The 16602-nt window shown below is 67.2% G+C and carries 10 protein-coding genes; 3 read left to right on the top strand and 7 right to left on the bottom strand.

All coding sequences use genetic code 11. The features are described from left to right. Positions 1 to 101: 101 nt before the first annotated feature. The 3 genes from AB0L58_RS35920 to AB0L58_RS35910 all read right to left on the bottom strand — a co-directional run bounded on the left by AB0L58_RS35920 (position 102) and on the right by AB0L58_RS35910 (position 9634). The gene (locus AB0L58_RS35920; RefSeq protein ID WP_364394349.1) at positions 102 to 7421 is read right to left on the bottom strand and encodes an amino acid adenylation domain-containing protein; all 7320 of its coding nucleotides are present in this window, start codon (positions 7419 to 7421) and stop codon (positions 102 to 104) included. A gap of 247 nt (positions 7422 to 7668) precedes the next feature. Beyond that, the gene (locus AB0L58_RS35915; protein WP_364394347.1) at positions 7669 to 8652 is read right to left on the bottom strand and encodes a LuxR C-terminal-related transcriptional regulator; all 984 of its coding nucleotides are present in this window, start codon (positions 8650 to 8652) and stop codon (positions 7669 to 7671) included. A gap of 154 nt (positions 8653 to 8806) precedes the next feature. Then, positions 8807 to 9634, bottom strand: coding sequence for a M23 family metallopeptidase (locus AB0L58_RS35910; protein ID WP_364394345.1), 828 nt, complete (start codon positions 9632 to 9634; stop codon positions 8807 to 8809). A gap of 232 nt (positions 9635 to 9866) precedes the next feature. Between AB0L58_RS35910 and AB0L58_RS35905 the strand changes: the two genes are divergently transcribed. The 3 genes from AB0L58_RS35905 (at position 9867) to AB0L58_RS35895 (ending at position 11985) form a co-directional block, all read left to right on the top strand. Further along, positions 9867 to 10913 (top strand): nitronate monooxygenase, encoded by a 1047-nt coding sequence (locus AB0L58_RS35905; RefSeq protein ID WP_364394343.1) that lies wholly within the window; start codon positions 9867 to 9869, stop codon positions 10911 to 10913. Between the two features lie 60 nt (positions 10914 to 10973). Continuing rightward, positions 10974 to 11366 carry an SCO5389 family protein gene (locus AB0L58_RS35900; RefSeq protein WP_364394341.1) on the top strand — a complete coding sequence of 131 codons (393 nt, stop codon included), beginning with the start codon at positions 10974 to 10976 and terminating at the stop codon, positions 11364 to 11366. Between the two features lie 70 nt (positions 11367 to 11436). Further along, entirely contained in the window at positions 11437 to 11985 is a 549-nt protein-coding gene (locus AB0L58_RS35895; protein WP_364394339.1) for a hypothetical protein, read from the top strand. Positions 11986 to 12001: 16 nt separating this feature from the next. Here the strand turns inward: AB0L58_RS35895 and AB0L58_RS35890 are convergent, their stop codons facing one another. From AB0L58_RS35890 to AB0L58_RS35875, 4 genes are all read right to left on the bottom strand, one after another. Then, the gene (locus tag AB0L58_RS35890; RefSeq protein WP_364394337.1) at positions 12002 to 13639 is read right to left on the bottom strand and encodes a long-chain fatty acid--CoA ligase; all 1638 of its coding nucleotides are present in this window, start codon (positions 13637 to 13639) and stop codon (positions 12002 to 12004) included. A gap of 128 nt (positions 13640 to 13767) precedes the next feature. Then, on the bottom strand, positions 13768 to 14913 hold the full coding sequence (locus AB0L58_RS35885; protein WP_364394335.1) for a cation diffusion facilitator family transporter: 1146 nt from the start codon (positions 14911 to 14913) through the stop codon (positions 13768 to 13770). Then, positions 14910 to 15305: a metalloregulator ArsR/SmtB family transcription factor gene (locus AB0L58_RS35880; RefSeq protein ID WP_364394332.1), complete on the bottom strand. Its 396-nt coding sequence runs from the start codon at positions 15303 to 15305 to the stop codon at positions 14910 to 14912. The genes AB0L58_RS35885 and AB0L58_RS35880 overlap by 4 nt, the downstream gene beginning before the upstream one ends. A 200-nt stretch (positions 15306 to 15505) precedes the next feature. Beyond that, positions 15506 to 16009 carry a C40 family peptidase gene (locus tag AB0L58_RS35875; RefSeq protein WP_364394387.1) on the bottom strand — a complete coding sequence of 168 codons (504 nt, stop codon included), beginning with the start codon at positions 16007 to 16009 and terminating at the stop codon, positions 15506 to 15508. Positions 16010 to 16602: the final 593 nt, after the last annotated feature.

Below are 16602 nucleotides of genomic sequence, written 5' to 3'. Positions count from 1 at the left end.
ACGCCAACACACCTTCGAACAAGCCGAGCATTTCCGGAACTACTTCCTAGCGTTTGTCGTTACATCAGATCTCACTCACCCCCCTGTGCACCGTCAGCTACTCAGCTCGACACCACCGGCAGCAGCTCGTCCAACGACACGATCTCGGCCGATTCGGCCACCACGACCTCGGCGTCCGCGACCTCGGTGGCTGGGCCTTGCTCGAGCACCACCGCCCGCAGCTCCGGCAACCGGGCCGTATCGATCGCGGCCAGCGCGGCCCGATCGACGATCAGATGCGTCACCCACTCCTCGGCCAACGAAGCACCCAGGTCGGTCTCGGCAGACGGCACCACGATCAGGCTGGCGCCGGTCGCACCAGCGCTCACCACCTCGAGCAATGCCGCCGCCGAATCCGACCGGCCGTGCCGGAAGGTGCGCGATTCGAAGGTCAGTCCGGTGCGCACACGCAGCCGATCCGCCGCGGTGGCCAATTCGTCGTAGCTCATCCGCACCCCGGTCGCGGCAACGACCAGGGCCGGATCGGACCCGCCGAGCACCCCGGTCCGATTCGCGTGGTTGACCGGTCGCGGTGACTGCGCGGCGATTTCGGCGCTGATCGCCGCATCGTCGAGCCGCAGCCATTCGATGCCGTCACCGAGCGGACTCGCACCGGTGGTCAACCCGATCCGCACCGTCGGCTCATCCGGTACCGAAACCTCGTCCGCGGGCAGCAGTACCAGCGCCGCGCCCGCTTTGAGCACCGCCCACGCGGCCACCGCCCAGTCGACACCACGATCCAGCCGGACCGCCACACCGGTCCCCGGCCCGCAACCGCGTCCGATCAACAGCCGCGCCAGCCGCGAGGATCTGACATCGAGTTCCCGGTAGGGCGTATCCTCCTCGCCCCACACCAGCGCGGGTGCGTCCGGATCGTCCTCCACCGCGGCGGTCAGCAGGTGGGTCAGCTCGGTGCCGTCCGTGGCAGCCGCCGTGGCGTCGGTCACGGTGGGAACCGGATTCTGCTCGTCGACAATATCGATACCGCCGATGCGCACGCCCGGATCGGCGACCACCGCGGTCAGAATGCGCTCCAGCATCCGTCCGAGCCCGCGTACCGTCGATTCCTCGAAGAGGTCCGTGGCGTACGTGAATACCGTGACGAGCCCGTCCGGCTTCCCGTCCGCGCGCAGTTGTGGTTCGACGACCACCTGCAGATCGAACTTCGCGACGGTATCGCCCGCGTCCAATGCCGCGACCGTCAGTCCCGGCAGTTCCAGACTCGGCTGCTCGAGATTTTGGAAAACAAGCATTACCTGGAACAACGGTCGCCCCGGGGCGACCACCTCGACCACCCGCTCGTACGGCAGATCCGCATGCGCGAAGGCCGCCAGATCCGTCGCACGCGTCTGCTCGACCAGCTCGTCGAATGACATGCCACGCTCGACCGAGGCGCGCAGTGTCAGCGTATTGACGAACATGCCGACCAGCTCGTCCAGCGCCCGCTGACCACGCCCGGCGATCGGCGTGCCGATGGCGATATCCGAACCGCCGGACAGCCGGGCGAGCAGCACGGCTAGCGCCGCGTGCACCACCATGAACAGTGAGGATCGATGCTCGCGCGCGATCCGGAGCAGACCCTCGTGTACCTCGGCGGGCACGGTCGAGCCGACCGATGCGCCGCGGCCCGATGGCGTGACCGGACGTTGCCGATCCAGCGGCAGCACCGGTGCGTTCGACAGTCCGGCGAGTTGCTCGCGCCAGTACGCCAATTGCTGTGCGGCCACGGAGTTCTCATCGTCATCGGTGCCGATGACCGCACGCTGCCAGATGGCGAAATCCGCGTACTGCACCGGCAGCGGCGACCAGCCGGGGGCCACACCGGCGACACGGGCGAGATATGCGGTCACCAGATCCCGGGCCAATGGGGCGAGCGAGGCGCCGTCGGCCGAAATATGGTGCACCACAACAACAAGTACATACCCGTCGCCGGCGGCATCGGCCAATAGTCGACCCCGCACCGGAACCTGTTCGGTCACCTCGAATCCGGCCGATACCAGCTCGACGACCCGGCCGAGCACATCGGTGGTGGTCTCGACCTCGAGTCCGGCGGGCAGCACCTGGGCGGCAGGCAGAATCTCCTGGTACGCCTGCCCGCCGGTACCTGCCGTCGGGAACCGGGTGCGCAGCGCCTCGTGCCGCACCAGCACATCCTCGACGGCCCCGCGCAGCGCCTCGACATCGAGCGCACCGGTCAGCCGAATCGCGAACGGCAGGTTGTATGCCGGGGATTGCGGATCGATGCGGTTGAGCACCCACATCCGTTGCTGGGCAAGGGAAAGCGGCACCAGCTCGGGGCGCTCCGCGCGGGTCAGCGGTACCCGCGCGGCGGCCGCCCGGCCCGCCCCCGGGATGATTCCGGCCGCGAGTGCGGCGACGGTCGGGGTCTCGAACAGATCGCGCACCGCGACACTGGGGGGATGGCAGCCGGCGGGGTGGGCAAATGCAGTATCGAGCGCGTCGTTGATGCGCGCGACTACCCGGGTGGCCAGCAGTGAATTGCCGCCGAGTGCGAAATAGTCGTCATCGATGCCGACCCGCTCCATGCCCAGCACTTCGGCGAAGACGGCGGCGACGATCTCCTGCGTCGCGGTAGTCGGAGCGCGGAATTCGCGTGCGGCGAAGGTCGGCGCGGGCAGTGCCTTGCGATCCAGTTTCCCGCTGGTATTCAGCGGAAAGGCGTCCAGCACCACCATGGCGGCCGGAATCATATACGCCGGAAGCACTTCGGCCACCGCGGTCCGCAATTCCTGCGCTTCGACCTGTTGTCCCGGCCGCGGCACCACATATCCGACCAGCTGATCACCGGTCGCCGACTGCGCCACCAGCGCCGCCGCCTGGCTCACCCCGGGCTGGGCGAGCAGTGCGGTCTCGATCTCGCCGAGTTCGATGCGCTGGCCACGGAACTTCACCTGGAAGTCGCCGCGGCCCACGTACTCCAACCGCCGCGGGTCTTCGCGCCACACCACGAGATCACCGGTGCGATACATCCGTGCCCCGGCGGTGAACGGGTCGGCGACGAAGCGATCCGCCGTGAGATCCGGCCGCGAGATGTATCCGCGCGCCAGCTGCGCCCCGGCCAGATACAGTTCCCCGACCACACCGGCGGGCACCGGCCGCAACCGCGAATCCAGCACGTACACCTGCGAATTCCACTGCGGCAGCCCGATCGGCACGGTGGTCCGCTCGATCGCGTCCGCCCGCCATGCGGTAATCGACACCGCCGCCTCGGTCGGCCCGTACAGGTTGTGCACGGCGGCATCCGATACCGCACGCAGCGCGGTCACCGTCTCCGGCGGCAGCGCCTCGCCGATCACGAAGACATCGCGCAGTGTCGGGCAGGACCCGGGAGCCAGGTGGGCGGCGAATACCGTCAGCATGGACGGCACGAAGTCGGTGACCGTGACCCGCTGCGCGGCAATAGTTTCCGCGAGATAGGCCGGATCACGATGACCATCGGGGGTGGCGACCACCAGCTTCGCGCCCGCGCGCAATGGCATGAAGTATCCCCACAGGGATACATCGAATGTGGTGGCGGTCTTCTGGAGATACACATCATCGGGACCGAGCTGGTAGTGCGCGAGCATCCACTCGATCTGGTTATCGATGGCCGCGTGGGTGACCGCGACACCTTTCGGGCGGCCGGTGGAGCCCGAGGTGAAGATGACGTAGGCGGGATTGTCCCGTGCAACCGGCCGCAGCAGTTCGTTCGGCGACACCGGATCCGCCGAGAATGCTGTCAGTTCAACGGTATCCAGGAATACAACCGGGATATCGTCCGATACCGCAACAGCATCGGCGGTCGTGGTCAGCACGCAGACGGGTGCGGCGGTATCGAGGACGTGCGCGATGCGCTCCGCCGGATGATCCGGATCCAGCGGCACATACGCACCACCGGCCGTCACGATCGCATACATGCCGACGACCAGGTCGATCGAACGCCGAACCGCCAGTCCCACCAGGGTTTCCGCACCGACGCCGCGCTGGATCAACAGCCGCGCGAGCCGGTTGACCCGCTCGTCGAACTCGCGATAGGTAAATGCGGTCCCCGCGTAGGCCACCGCGACCGCATCCGGATGTGCCGCCACGGCACGGCGATATCCGTCGAGGAGCAGTTCCGGGGCAACCGGATGCGCGGTGTCGTTCCAGTCCCGCAGCATCCGCTGCCGTTCCGCGGGCGCGAGCAGCTCGAGCTCGCCGACCACCCGGTACGGATCCACGGCGATCGCCGCGAGCACCCGATTCAGGCGCGCCGCGAATCCGGCCACCGTCGCCTCGTCGAAAAGGTCGGTGGCATAGGTGAACGAGGCCGCGAGGCCGTTCGCCGCGCCATGGTCCGCGCGCGGTACCACCGTCAACTCGAGATCGAACTTCGCCTGCACCACTCCCAGATCGATGCCGGATATGGTGAGGCCGGGCAGCTCCAGCTCGGGCCGGTCCATGTTCTGGAAGGTCAGCATCACCTGGAACAGCGGATGCCGCGCCATCGAACGCACCGGATCGAGCAGTTCGACCAGTCGCTCGAACGGCACGTCCGCATGTCCGAAGGCCGCCACATCGGCCCGGCGGAGGTTGCGCAGCAGGTCGTCGAACGATAGTTCGGGGTCGACCTCGCCGCGCAGCACCAGCGTATTGACGAACATTCCGATCACATTGTCGAGTGCGGCCTCCCCACGACCGGCAACAGGGGTGCCGACGGCGATATCGGCGGTTCCCGCCAGTCGGGACAGCAGCACCGCGAGCGCGGCGTGTACCACCATGAACAGCGTCGAATGATGTTCGCGGGCAATGCGTTCCAGCGCGGTATGCACCTCGGCATCGATCTCGAAGGCGAATACCGCACCGCGACTGGACAGCACCGCCGGACGCGGCCGATCGGTGGGCAGGGCCAATTGCGCGGGCAGTCCGGCCAATTCGGCGCGCCAGAAGGCGATCTGCCGTGCCAGCAGCGATTCCGCGTCGTCCTCCGCGCCGAGCACCGCGCGCTGCCAGATCGCGTAGTCGGCGTACTGCACCTCCAGCGGCTGCCACTGTGGCTCCGCAGCACCCGACCGACTCGAATAGGCGGACATCAGATCGCGCGCCAGCGGCCCCATCGAGAAACCGTCGGCCGCGATGTGGTGCACCACGCACACCAGCACCTGCTCGCCCGCACCCAGTCGCACCAATCGCAGCCGGATCGGCGGCGCGACCGCGACGTCGAAACCGGCGACGGCCGCGGCGATGACCAGCTCGGGCAATTCGGCCGCACTCGCGGCGACGATCTCGAGCTTCGGCACCGCGCGGACATCATCGATCGGCAAGACGACCTGGATGCCCTCGCCATCGATCTCCGGATACACCGTCCGCAGCACCTCGTGCCGCGCCACCAGATCATGCGCCGCCGCCCGCAATGCCTCGAGGTCGAGCGCACCGGACAACCGCACCGCCAGCGGAATGTTGTTGACACCGCTGCTCGGATCGAAGCGGTTCAGGAACCACATGCGCTGCTGGGCGTAGGAGAGCGGAATCCGATCCGGGCGCGGCTGAGCGCGCAATGCCTGCGCGGTCGCGGCACCGATCTGCGCCGTCACCCGCTGCGCGAGTTCGGCGACTCCGGGCGCCTCGAAGACCAACTGCACCGGCACCCGGGTACCCAACGCGGTACCGATGCGCGCCGCGGCCTGTGCGGCCAGCAGCGAGTTGCCGCCGAGTGCGAAGAAATCGTCATCGACACCGACGTCGACACCGTCGGCAAGCAAGAGCGTCGCGAACACCTCGGCGACGACCTGCTCGGCCCGCGTGGACGGCGCGCGGAACTCACGTGCCTCGAAAACCGGATCGGGCAGCGCGGCGCGATCCAGCTTGCCCACCGGCGTCAGCGGCAATTCGCCGAGCACCACGATCGCGGCGGGCACCATGTACTTCGGCAGCTTTCGCTCGAGCGTGGCCACGAGTTCGGTGGTATCGACGACGGCATCGGCGCGTGGCAGCACATACGAGACGAGCGCGGTCGTGCCCGACGGCAATGTCTTGCCGAGCGTGGCCGCGAAGTCCACATCTTGATGCGCGGTGAGCGCGTTATCGATCTCCCCGAGCTCGATGCGCAGACCGCGGATCTTGACCTGGAAATCCGACCGGCCCAAATACTCCAGCACACCGTTTTCGGTGCGCCGCACCAGATCTCCGGTCCGATACAGCCGCGCACCCGGCGCACCGGCTTCGGCACCGAACGGGCTGGCCACGAAGCGTTCCGCGGTCAGCCCGGGACGTCCGAGATAGCCCTGCGCCAGCGCGGGTCCGGCCAGATACAACTCGCCGACGACACCCGAGGGCACCGGCCGCAACCGCGAATCGAGCACAAAGGCCCCGACGCCGGCGACGGTGCCGCCGAGGGTGACCGGTGCGCCGGGCTCCATCCGACCGGTCGTGACCAGGACGGTGACCTCGGTCGGGCCATAGGCATTGAAGACAGCGCGCCCGTCCCGCGCCCAGCGTTCCACGAGTTCGGCGCCGAGTCTGTCGCCACCGGCCACCACGACCCGCAGTTCGTCCAGCCGGGCCGGATCGACCGATTCCAGCGCACCCGGGGTGATCAGCAGATGGGTAATCCGTTCCCGGCGTAGCAGATCCGCGAGCTCGGCACCGCCGAATACCGTCGGCGGCGCGATCACCAGCGTCGCACCCGCCGAGAACGTGAACAGCAACTCCATCAGCGAGAAGTCGAAGCTCGGCGAACTCAGATGCGTCACCCGCGAGTCACCGGTCAGAACATACTGCTGCCCGATCGCGGCCAACCCGGCCAATCCGGTGTGCGTTACCGCGACGCCCTTCGGCCGTCCGGTGGAACCGGAGGTGTAGATGACGTAGGCCGGATGGCGCTCGTCCAGCCGCCGCACCCGATCGGCATAGGAGATCGGCCGCTCCGGCTGCGCGGCGATCCGCGCGGCAACCACGGGATCATCGAGCTCGACCCATTCGACCGAGGTGTCGAGCGCAGCGCGATGCGCCGCGGTGGTCAGGCCGAGCACGGCGCCGGAGTCCGACACCATATGCGCGATCCGCTCCGCGGGATAGGCCGGATCGACCGGGACATAGGCCGCACCCGTCTTCGCGACCGCCCACACCGCGAGCACGGACTCGATCGAGCGGGCCAGCGCGGTGGCGACAATGTCACCGGGTCCGATGCCGCGGGCAATCAATTCCCTGGCCAGCCGCGAGGACGCCTCGTCGAATTCGCGATAGGTCAACTCGCGCTGGTCGGCCGGATCACCGGTCGGGTTGTAGCGAACCGCGACCGCATCGGCGGCGGATTCGACGGCGGCGGTGAGCAGTTGTCCGAAGAGTGGGACGCTCGCTCGGCGCCGCCGATTGGTCCGAACAGATTGACGTACTCTATCCATCCGAAACCACAGCCTTTCACATCAAACACATCACAGGTCGAATCACCGCACGCGGAATCCCGCCGCCGCATTCGCTCCTGCGTAACGCAATCGGGTCATCGTATTGGCGAGAGCTAACTGTCCGCGAACCTCGGAGAGCACGGCGCTAGCTCCGAATCCGTTGTGACACAAGCCCTCAAACTTCCCGGGACATTGATCGTTCAGCATTCGTCCTATGTTGTCCACTCGAGCCGTTTACTTACTCGAGCTACAGCCAGCCGCGCCTGGTCGCCTGCACACCCGCCTGGAACCGGGTGCTCGCGCCGAGCCGCTCCAGCAGCCGCGCCGTGCGCCGGACCACGGTTCGACGGGACATGCCGAGTCGGCGAGCGATGGTGTCATCGGTCGCACCCAGGCCCATCAGGGTCAGAATCGCCTTATCCCGTTCGTCTAGTTCATCGGCGGCCGGATTCACCGAAATCGGCGCCGCCAGCGACCACAGCACATCGAAGGTCTTGACCAGCAACCGCAATCCGGGCGATCCGGTGATGCGCAAACCCATCGGATCGGGGCGGCGCTCGTCCGCGTGCAGGACCAGGCTCGCCCGCTCGTCATCGCTGATGATCAGCTTGAACGGCGGCTCGGGCAGGGTGCGCGCCTGGGCCCCACTGGCATTGGTGGACAGCGCGTGCCGCAACCTTTCCGCATCCTGGTAAATGGTGTCCTGATAGAGCGTCTGATAGCGGATGCCGTCACCGATCCGAGAGCGCTTGAGCAGAAACAGCTGTCGCTCGCGTTCCGGATCGCTGAGATACGGACCGCGCTCGATCACCTTGACACTGTTGCGGGCCGAGGTCTGCACCTCCTCGAAATCCGCGAGCATCTCCAGGCGTTCGAAAACCGGCACGATCGCGCCATTGGTGCGCGGCGAGCGGCGCACCGAGCGGAACGTCTCGCTCAATCGCGCGGCCGCGGCATGCATCTGGTTGATCTCGTGCTGCCTGCGCCGCGCCTCGGCCTCGGACAGCGATTCGGGGGCGTGCGCGTCCCAGATGGCCTCGCCGTCGGCGGTCAACTGGCTGACCGCGGCCTGCAGATCGGTCAACACCTCGAGCGACGCGGCGGCGATCTCGGTCGGGACACCCAGATAACCGGCGACCTCGGCCAGGCTGGATCGCGGATGATGCACCAGCACGGCGTAAGTGCGCCCATGCGGTGATCCAGGCTCGAAGATATCGCCCAGCGCAGTCACGACTGCGCCTCGCTGGCGCTCGACTCCGTCGTACCTGCGAGGCAGGCTGTGTCGATGGTTCGCTCGCTGCGCTCCCTCACGGAAAGGAGCCTAACGACCGCACGGTCCCCACGGGCCGCTTGTGATCGTCGGAATATCAAGCCGGGCAAGAAAATCAGTGCGCCGACGGGCCCCACTGCAGCGGCACACCCTTGGCCGCCAGATACGGCATCGGGTCGACCTTATTGCCGGCCTGATCCCAGATCTCCAGGTGCAGATGCGGTCCGGTCGAATTGCCGCGGTTGCCGACGGTGGCGATGACATCGCCCGCGTTGACGTGCTGCCCCGCGTGCACGAACATCTCGTTGACGTGGCCGTAGACCGCAACGGTGCCGTCGTCCTGCTGGACCCGCACCCACAGGCCGAAGCCGGAGGCCGGGCCAGCCTCGATGACGGTGCCGCTGCTCACCGAGTGGATCGGCGCGCCGAGCTGATCGGCGAAGTCGAGGCCGTAGTGGAATTCGCCCCAGCGGGAACCGAATCCGGAGCTGATCTCACCGGCGACCGGGCGCACGGCGGGTGCCGGAGCGAACTGCTGCTGCGCACCCTTGAGGATCTGTTCGACCTGGGCCAGCGGGCCCGCGATCTCCGGCGGCAGATTGCTGATGCCGAACGGATTGGCGACCGCGTCCGCGATCGGCGCGGCCACCGGGGTGGCCGAGACGGCCTGCGCGGCTTCGGCTACCGGTGCCGCGGCCTTGACCTCTTCGACAGGTAACTCCGCCGTGCCCTTGAAGGTCATGGGCGCGGCGGCTTCCTCGTCCCCGTCGTGCGCACCCGGCAGGAGCGGGGCGGCAATGGCTGGCGCGACCTGAGCTGCGGTGCCGATGAGGGCGCCGGCGGCAACCGCGGCACCGGCCGCGACCTTCACCCGGTCGGTGGTCGACGGCTCGGCGCGATGCCGCGTCGGCCGACCAGCAGCGCCGTCGCCGATGAGGCTCATGACGGTTATGGAACTGGGGCCTACCCGATGCTGCGACAAAGCTGGTCCTAGCGCTCGACCTACAGTGGCTCAACGGGTTCCGAAGTTTGTAACGTTTCGGTGTCCGTTGTGACGGGAACTCTACCCGGTCGTGATCATTTCGCAACCTTTTCCGCTGAACTCCTTGTTTAATGCCTGGTCAGCCGGGTGGGTCGGCGTCACGGAGTCGTGACCGATGCGCCACACTGGGATCGTGATCCTGAACGAGTTGAGCGTTCCGATCGTGCTGGCGCCGATGGCGGGCGGGCCGTCCACACCCGAATTGACGGCGGCGGTCTCCGCGGCGGGCGGGCTGGGCCTGCTCGCCGCCGGATATCTGACCGCGACCGATACCGCGGCGCGACTCGCGGCCACCCGCGAACTCACCACCGCGCCGTTCGGCGTCAACCTCTTCACCCCGGGGCCCGCCACCGACCCCGAGAGTTTCGCCGACTACCTCACCGAGTTGGGGCGCGCCCACGAGGTCGGTGTGCCGAAGTACGACACCGACGAATGGGACGCCAAGCTGGAACTGCTCGTCGATGCGCCGGTCGCGGTGGTCACCTTCACCTTCGGCTGCCCGAGCGCCGCCGAGGTCGCGCGGTTGCACGCGGTCGGTTCGGAAGTGTGGGTAACGGTCACCTCGGCGGCGGAGGGGCGGATCGCCGTCGAGGCGGGTGCCGATGCGCTGATCGCCCAGGGCGCGGAGGCCGGTGGACATCGTGCCACTTTCATCGATCGCGTCGCGGATGACGCCACCGATCCTCTCGGCCTGCTCGCACTGCTGCAGATCCTCGCCGCGACCGTCGACCGGCCGATCGTGGCCACCGGCGGTATCACGACCGGTGCCGGGATCGCGGCGGCACTCGCGGCCGGTGCGGCGGCGGTGCAACTCGGGACCGTCTTTCTGCGGTCACCGGAGGCGGGCACCAATCCGGTGCATCGTGCCGCATTGGGCGCCGACACTCCGACCATGCTGACCCGCGCCTTCACCGGCCGCCGGGCGCGCGGCCTGCGCAATCGGTTCATGGACGAACATTCCGCGACGGCACCGGTCGCATATCCGGAAATCCATTACGCCACAGCGCCATTGCGGGCCGCAGCACGAGCGGCGGGCAATCCGGACGAGGTGAACATGTGGGCTGGCCAGACCCATGCGCTGGCACCCGAGCTACCGGCAGGCGAACTGGTCCGCACCTTGGCCGCCGAAGCGAAAACCGCTCTGACCACAGCACTTTCGGGACGAATCCAGTCTTGTTGACAACAGTTTCCGATTAGAATCGAGGGGCATCGCAACAGCCATCCACGTCAGGAGAGCGCTATGTCCCTCGATGTTCCCACCGCCCTACTCGAACGCGCCGAACGCGGCGAGGTCGACGACGCCGACTTCGTCGAGGTCGTGCGGGTCTCCCTCCCCTACGCCTGGGAGGTCGTCAGCCGGGTGGCCGGTGAGCTGCATTCCGGCACAACCGAATTCGCCGACAATGTCGTCGCGCCGCCCGATGAGGTGGCCCGTGGACAACTGCTGCGCGCCATGGCCTCCGATGCCATCCGCGGCGGCCTGGAACGCCATTTCAAGGTGAAGCTCGCCTTCCAGAACTGCCATCGCGTGGCGGCCTTCCCCATCGCCGCGGTAGGCGGCGAAACCTACACCACCTTTATCGGGACTCGCGCCCAACTGTTGAACCAGAGCCCCGAACTCCGCAACTGCTGAGCGGCAGCGCAAGATCCGGCGCGGCACGGATTTTCCGGCCGCGCCGGAGTCGCGCGTAGTGTGAGCGGACATGAGCGGCAACGATCTTCGCGACGAGATCGATCGGCGGCTGCATCCCTGGCTGCCACAACTCGGCTCGGATCGCAGTGCGTACACCAACCATGTGCTGCGGGTCTTGGAGCTATGCGATCTGCTCGACGGCGGCTCGGCCACCCTGCCCAGCACCCGCGAGGAGTTCCGCACCGCCGCGGCCTTCCACGATCTCGGCATCTGGACCGCGGGCACGTTCGACTACCTTGCTCCGTCGGCCGACCTCGCACTGCAATGGCTCGACCAGATCGACCGCGCCGACCTCGCAGACCTGGTCGTCGCCATGATCGACCAGCACCACCGGATTCGCTCGGCGGGCGCGCCGACCGACCCTATCGAGGTCTTCCGCCGCGCCGACGCGATCGACGTCGAATACGGCCTGCTCGGCCGCTTCGGAATACCTCGCTCGACCTACCGCGAACTGGCGAAGCGCTATCCCGACAAGGGCTTCCATCGTCGGTTGGTCCAGCTGGCCGCCCAACGAATCCGGACGCACCCCACGTCACCACTGCCGATGCTGAAGTGGTGACGCGGGGCCTGCCGTCCTAGGACAGCGTGGTGACCGTGAGGTCGCCGTCGGCGTACTGAGCGCGCAGGCGCTTCTTGTCGAATTTGCCGACGCTGGTCTTGGGGACCTCCGCGATGAAGGTCCACCGTTCCGGTAGTTGCCATTTGGCGAATTTGTCGGCGAGGAAGTCGCGCAGTTCCGCCGGTTTGGTCTCGGCACCCTCGGCGAGCACGATAGCGACAAGGGGGCGCTCATCCCACTTCTCATCCGGCACACCGATAACCGCGGCCTCGGCGACGGCCGGATGGCCCATGACCGCATTCTCCAGATCGACCGAGGAGATCCATTCGCCACCGGACTTGATGACATCCTTGGAGCGGTCGACCAGGGTGAGATAGCCGTCCGGGCTGATCTTGCCGACATCGCCGGTACGCAGCCAGCCATTGTCGAACTTGTCCGGATCGACGACCGCGCCGTCCGGCGAATAGTACGACCCGGTGATCCAGGGACCGCGAACTTCCAACTCGCCCAGTGCTTCTCCGTCATTGGGGACCACGCTGCCGTCATCGCCGACCAGGCGCGCCTGCACACTCGCGGGGAAACGGCCCTGGGTGAAGCGGTACTCCCATTCGTCCTCACCGCTCACCCCGGCGGGCGGATGCGCGACACTGCCGAGCGGGGAGGTCTCGGTCATACCCCAGGCGTGCAGGATACGAACGCCGTGCCTTTCCTCGAAGGCGCGCATCATCGACGGCGGCACCGCCGAACCGCCGACGACCACCGAGCGCAGATGCGAGATGTCCTGCGGTTTTGCGGCCAGCCCGGCGAGTACACCGCCCCAGATGGTCGGAACCGCGGCGGCGAAGGTCGGCTTTTCGACCGCCATCATCTCCAGCAGCGGACCGGGCTGCAGGAAACGGTCGGGCATGAGGACATTCGCACCCGACATCAGCGCCGCATAGGGCAGACCCCAGGCATTGGCATGGAACAGCGGGACGATGGCCAGCACATGGTCGCGGTTGGAGAAGCCCATGCTGGTCGGCTGGCACACCTGCATGGCGTGCAGCCAGTTGGAGCGGTGCGAATACACCACGCCCTTGGGGTCACCGGTGGTGCCGGAGGTGTAACACATTGCGGCGGCGGATCGTTCGTCGATCACCGGGTAGTCGAAGGTATCCGGCTGCGCGGCGAGCAGTTCGGCGTAGGAGTGCACCTGTACGCCCTCGGGAGCCTGCAATGCGGCGGCATCGCCGTTGGCCACGATGACGTGACGGACGGTCTTCAGATTGGGCAGGTATTGCGCGAACATCGGCACCAGCGTGCCGTCGACGATCACCACCTGATCCTCGGCGTGATTGGCCACGAAGACGAGTTGCTCCGGGAAGAGCCGGATATTGAGCGCGTGCAGCACCGCACCCATCGCGGGTACCGCGATGTAGGCGACCATATGTTCGTTGTTGTTCCACATGAAGGTGCCGACCCGGTCGCCTGCACCAATTCCCAAGCCGCGCAACGCATTTGCCAGGCGCGCCGATTCGGTGCCGAGCTCGCGGTAGGTCATGGTGCGCACGCCGCTGCCGGTCCAGGTCGATACGGTGGAATCGCCCATGAACGTCGATGCGTAGCGCAGCAACGTCGCCAACGACAACGGCTCGTCCTGCATGGTGCTCAACATCGGTACTCCTTCATCTTCGGTGGCCACGGCAGCCTGCCGACCATGAGCCACATCACACCGGGGATGCTACCCAAGAGTAGGGGCGCACAGCCGGGCCGATAGTGAATACCATCAGATGGCAAGCGCCATCAGTTTCCGAAGCTGTTCACGACGTGGGCGGGATACGCATGCACTAGAGCGGTGTCGAGTTTGGGCACGGCATGGGTCAGGGTGTGCTCGGCACCATGGGCCAGGCGGTGGGCATCGGCCAGGGTGATGGTCGGAGCCACATCCAATTCGACATCCGCGTGCAGGCGATGACCGATCCAGCGCATGCGAAGGCTGCGCACGCCGAGCACACCGGGTTCGGCGACCAGCGCTTGCTCGGCGGTACTCACCAGGGCGGGCTCGACGCCATCCATCAAACGGCGGAACACATCCCGCGCGGCCGTGCGCAGTACGGCCAGGATCGCGATAGTGATCAACAGTCCGACAATGGGGTCGGCCAGCGGGAAGCCGAGTGCGACGCCGCCCGCACCGATCAACACCGCCAATGACGTGAATCCGTCCGTCCGCGCGTGCAAGCCGTCGGCCACCAGGGCCGCCGAGCCGATTCGCCGCCCGACCCTGATCCGATACAGCGCGACCGTCTCGTTGCCGAGAAATCCGATGAGCCCCGCCGCCGCGACCCAACTCAGATGCTGGATCTGCACCGGTTCGATCAGCCGGCGCACCGCCTCGTATCCGGCGATGATCGCCGACAGCGTGATCATCCCGACCACGAACAACCCGGCCAAATCCTCGGCCCGCCCGAACCCATAGGTATAGCGTCGCGTCGCCGCCCGTCGACCGAGCGCGAATGCGATCCACAGCGGCACCGCGGTCAGCGCATCGGAGAAGTTGTGAATGGTGTCCGCCGCCAGCGCGACCGAACCGGACGCCACCACGATCAAAACCTGGAGCACCGCGGTCAGCCCGAGCACCGCCAGGCTGATCTTCACCGCACGGATGCCGACGGCGCTGGACTCCAACGCATCGTCGACACTGTCGGCAGCGTCGTGACTGTGCGGCACGAAGATCTCGCGCAGCGCACCGCGCAGCCCACCGGGGTGGTCGTGGTGTGCGTGCCCGTGGTCGTGGTCGTGATCATGTCCGTGACCGTGCGAGTGACCGTCGGCGGTGCCATGACTGTGCCCGTGGCTCGCAGTATGGCTGTGTCCCTTGGCATTTCGGACTTCATTGGCACGGGCATCCGAAATGTTCTGCCAGCGTTCGGGATCGCGCTCGTGACTCATTCCGCCACCGCCCGATCGCGCGCGGGCAGTTCGCGGACGGAACTCTCGCCGCGGTGATGCGCGGGTATGCCCGGACCCGCGTGTTCGGCGTTGTACACCGCGTCCACGACCAACTGGCGGACGTGTTCGTTCTCCAGGCTGTAGAAGATGGTGGTTCCCGCGCGGCGGGTCCGGACCAGGCGGGCCATGCGCAGCTTGGCCAGATGCTGCGATACCGAGGGACCGGGCTTACCGATATGAGCGGCCAGATCGTTGACCGAAAGCTCGCGGTCGACCAACGCCCACAGGACCTGCACCCTGGTCGAGTCGGCCAACATGCGGAAGACCTCGACGACCAGCCCGACCTGGTCCTCCGCAATCGGCAACCGCAGCGGCTCACTATCTGCATTCATACGCAGATAGTAGAACAGTGCGGCCTTCGATGATGCAGGGCCTCGGGACCGGCCCGACGGCGACACCTCCGCACGGCCGCCGACAGACCGGTCCACTCCACTTCGAACAGCTCAGCTGGTTCGGCCGGTACGACTCGTGCCCGCCGGCCGACAAAGACCTGAATGCGACGGAGTATTCCAGGCTTCGCCCGTAACGTCGGTCAGTACCGACGGGCGCCCGCATAGGGCATCGAGGACATCGGCGACATGATCACGCCGGTCCCATAGGTGGAGGCGTGGATGACTTTGCCGTCACCGGCATAGAGGGCCGAGTGGCTGCCACCGTAGAAGGACACCACGTCACCGGGCTCCAACTCGTCCTGGGCCACCGGGGTACCCGAGGCCAGCTGGTCGTAGCTGGTGCGCGGCACCTTCACGCCCGCCTGCTTGTACGACCACTGCACCAGCCCCGAGCAGTCGAAGGCATCCGGCCCCGTCGCGCCCATGCTGTAGCTGGTGCCGACCTTGCCGCGGGCCGCGTCGACGGCGATCGCGCCGTGCGTGCGCGGTGGCGCCACCGCGGGCGCGGCAGGCCCGGCAGGCGGTTTGATACCGAGAACACCGGCGAGGAATGCGAGTTCATTGCGGAACATGTCCGCGGGCACCGTAATCCCGGTTCCCGGAATCGTCGCGGGGGCCGCGGGCTCGGGAACACCGGCGGGCATCGGAGGCGAACGCTCGCCCCACGGAATCACGAAGGGCAGTGCGTACTTTGCCTCCGGAGCCGTCTGCGGCGCGGACCGTTCCGGATCGGGTATCGCGCGCGGAGCCGACCGCTCGATACCAAGCACCCCGAGAGGTATGGAGATTTCCATACCCGGAATCGCGATCGGAATCGAAAGTTCCTTCCCGCGGACCTCGACAGGCGCGACCCCCGAGACAGCGACCGGACTCTCGACCGCGGGGATCAGCGGGAGCGCCGACTCCCCGATACCCAGGGCCGGCAGCGGAACCGCGAACCCCGGGCATGGAACAGTCAACGGCACCGAAAGTTCCGCACCCTGCACCGCAACAGGCGCGGCACCCGAAGCAATCACATTCTCAACCGCAGGAATCACCGGAAGCGCCGAACGCTCCACACCCAAAGCCCGCAGCGGCACCCCGAACCCAGCACCCGAAACAGTCGCCGAAAGCGCTTTGCCCTGCACCGCAACAGGCGCGACACCCGAAGCAATCACATTCTCAACCGCAGGAATCACCGGAAGCGCCGAACGCTCCACACCCAAAGCCCGCAGCGGCACCCCGAACCCAGCACCCG

The organism is Nocardia sp. NPDC052112 (genome assembly GCF_040680135.1).
Lineage (GTDB): Bacteria > Actinomycetota > Actinomycetes > Mycobacteriales > Mycobacteriaceae > Nocardia.
Note: the sequence above shows the minus strand (reverse complement) of the source record. Positions and strands in the feature narration are given on the sequence as shown.

Bases quoted from the DNA above. Each gene is read 5' to 3' on its own strand.
- AB0L58_RS35920 (WP_364394349.1), bottom strand. From the start codon at position 7,421: ATGGATAGAGTACGTCAATCTGTTCGGACCAATCGGCGGCGCCGAGCG.
- AB0L58_RS35910 (WP_364394345.1), bottom strand. From the start codon at position 9,634: ATGAGCCTCATCGGCGACGGCGCTGCTGGTCGGCCGACGCGGCATCGC.
- AB0L58_RS35900 (WP_364394341.1), top strand. From the start codon at position 10,974: ATGTCCCTCGATGTTCCCACCGCCCTACTCGAACGCGCCGAACGCGGC.
- AB0L58_RS35895 (WP_364394339.1), top strand. From the start codon at position 11,437: ATGAGCGGCAACGATCTTCGCGACGAGATCGATCGGCGGCTGCATCCC.
- AB0L58_RS35890 (WP_364394337.1), bottom strand. From the start codon at position 13,639: ATGTTGAGCACCATGCAGGACGAGCCGTTGTCGTTGGCGACGTTGCTG.
- AB0L58_RS35885 (WP_364394335.1), bottom strand. From the start codon at position 14,913: ATGAGTCACGAGCGCGATCCCGAACGCTGGCAGAACATTTCGGATGCC.
- AB0L58_RS35880 (WP_364394332.1), bottom strand. From the start codon at position 15,305: ATGAATGCAGATAGTGAGCCGCTGCGGTTGCCGATTGCGGAGGACCAG.
- AB0L58_RS35875 (WP_364394387.1), bottom strand. From the start codon at position 16,009: ATGCCCGCCGGTGTTCCCGAGCCCGCGGCCCCCGCGACGATTCCGGGA.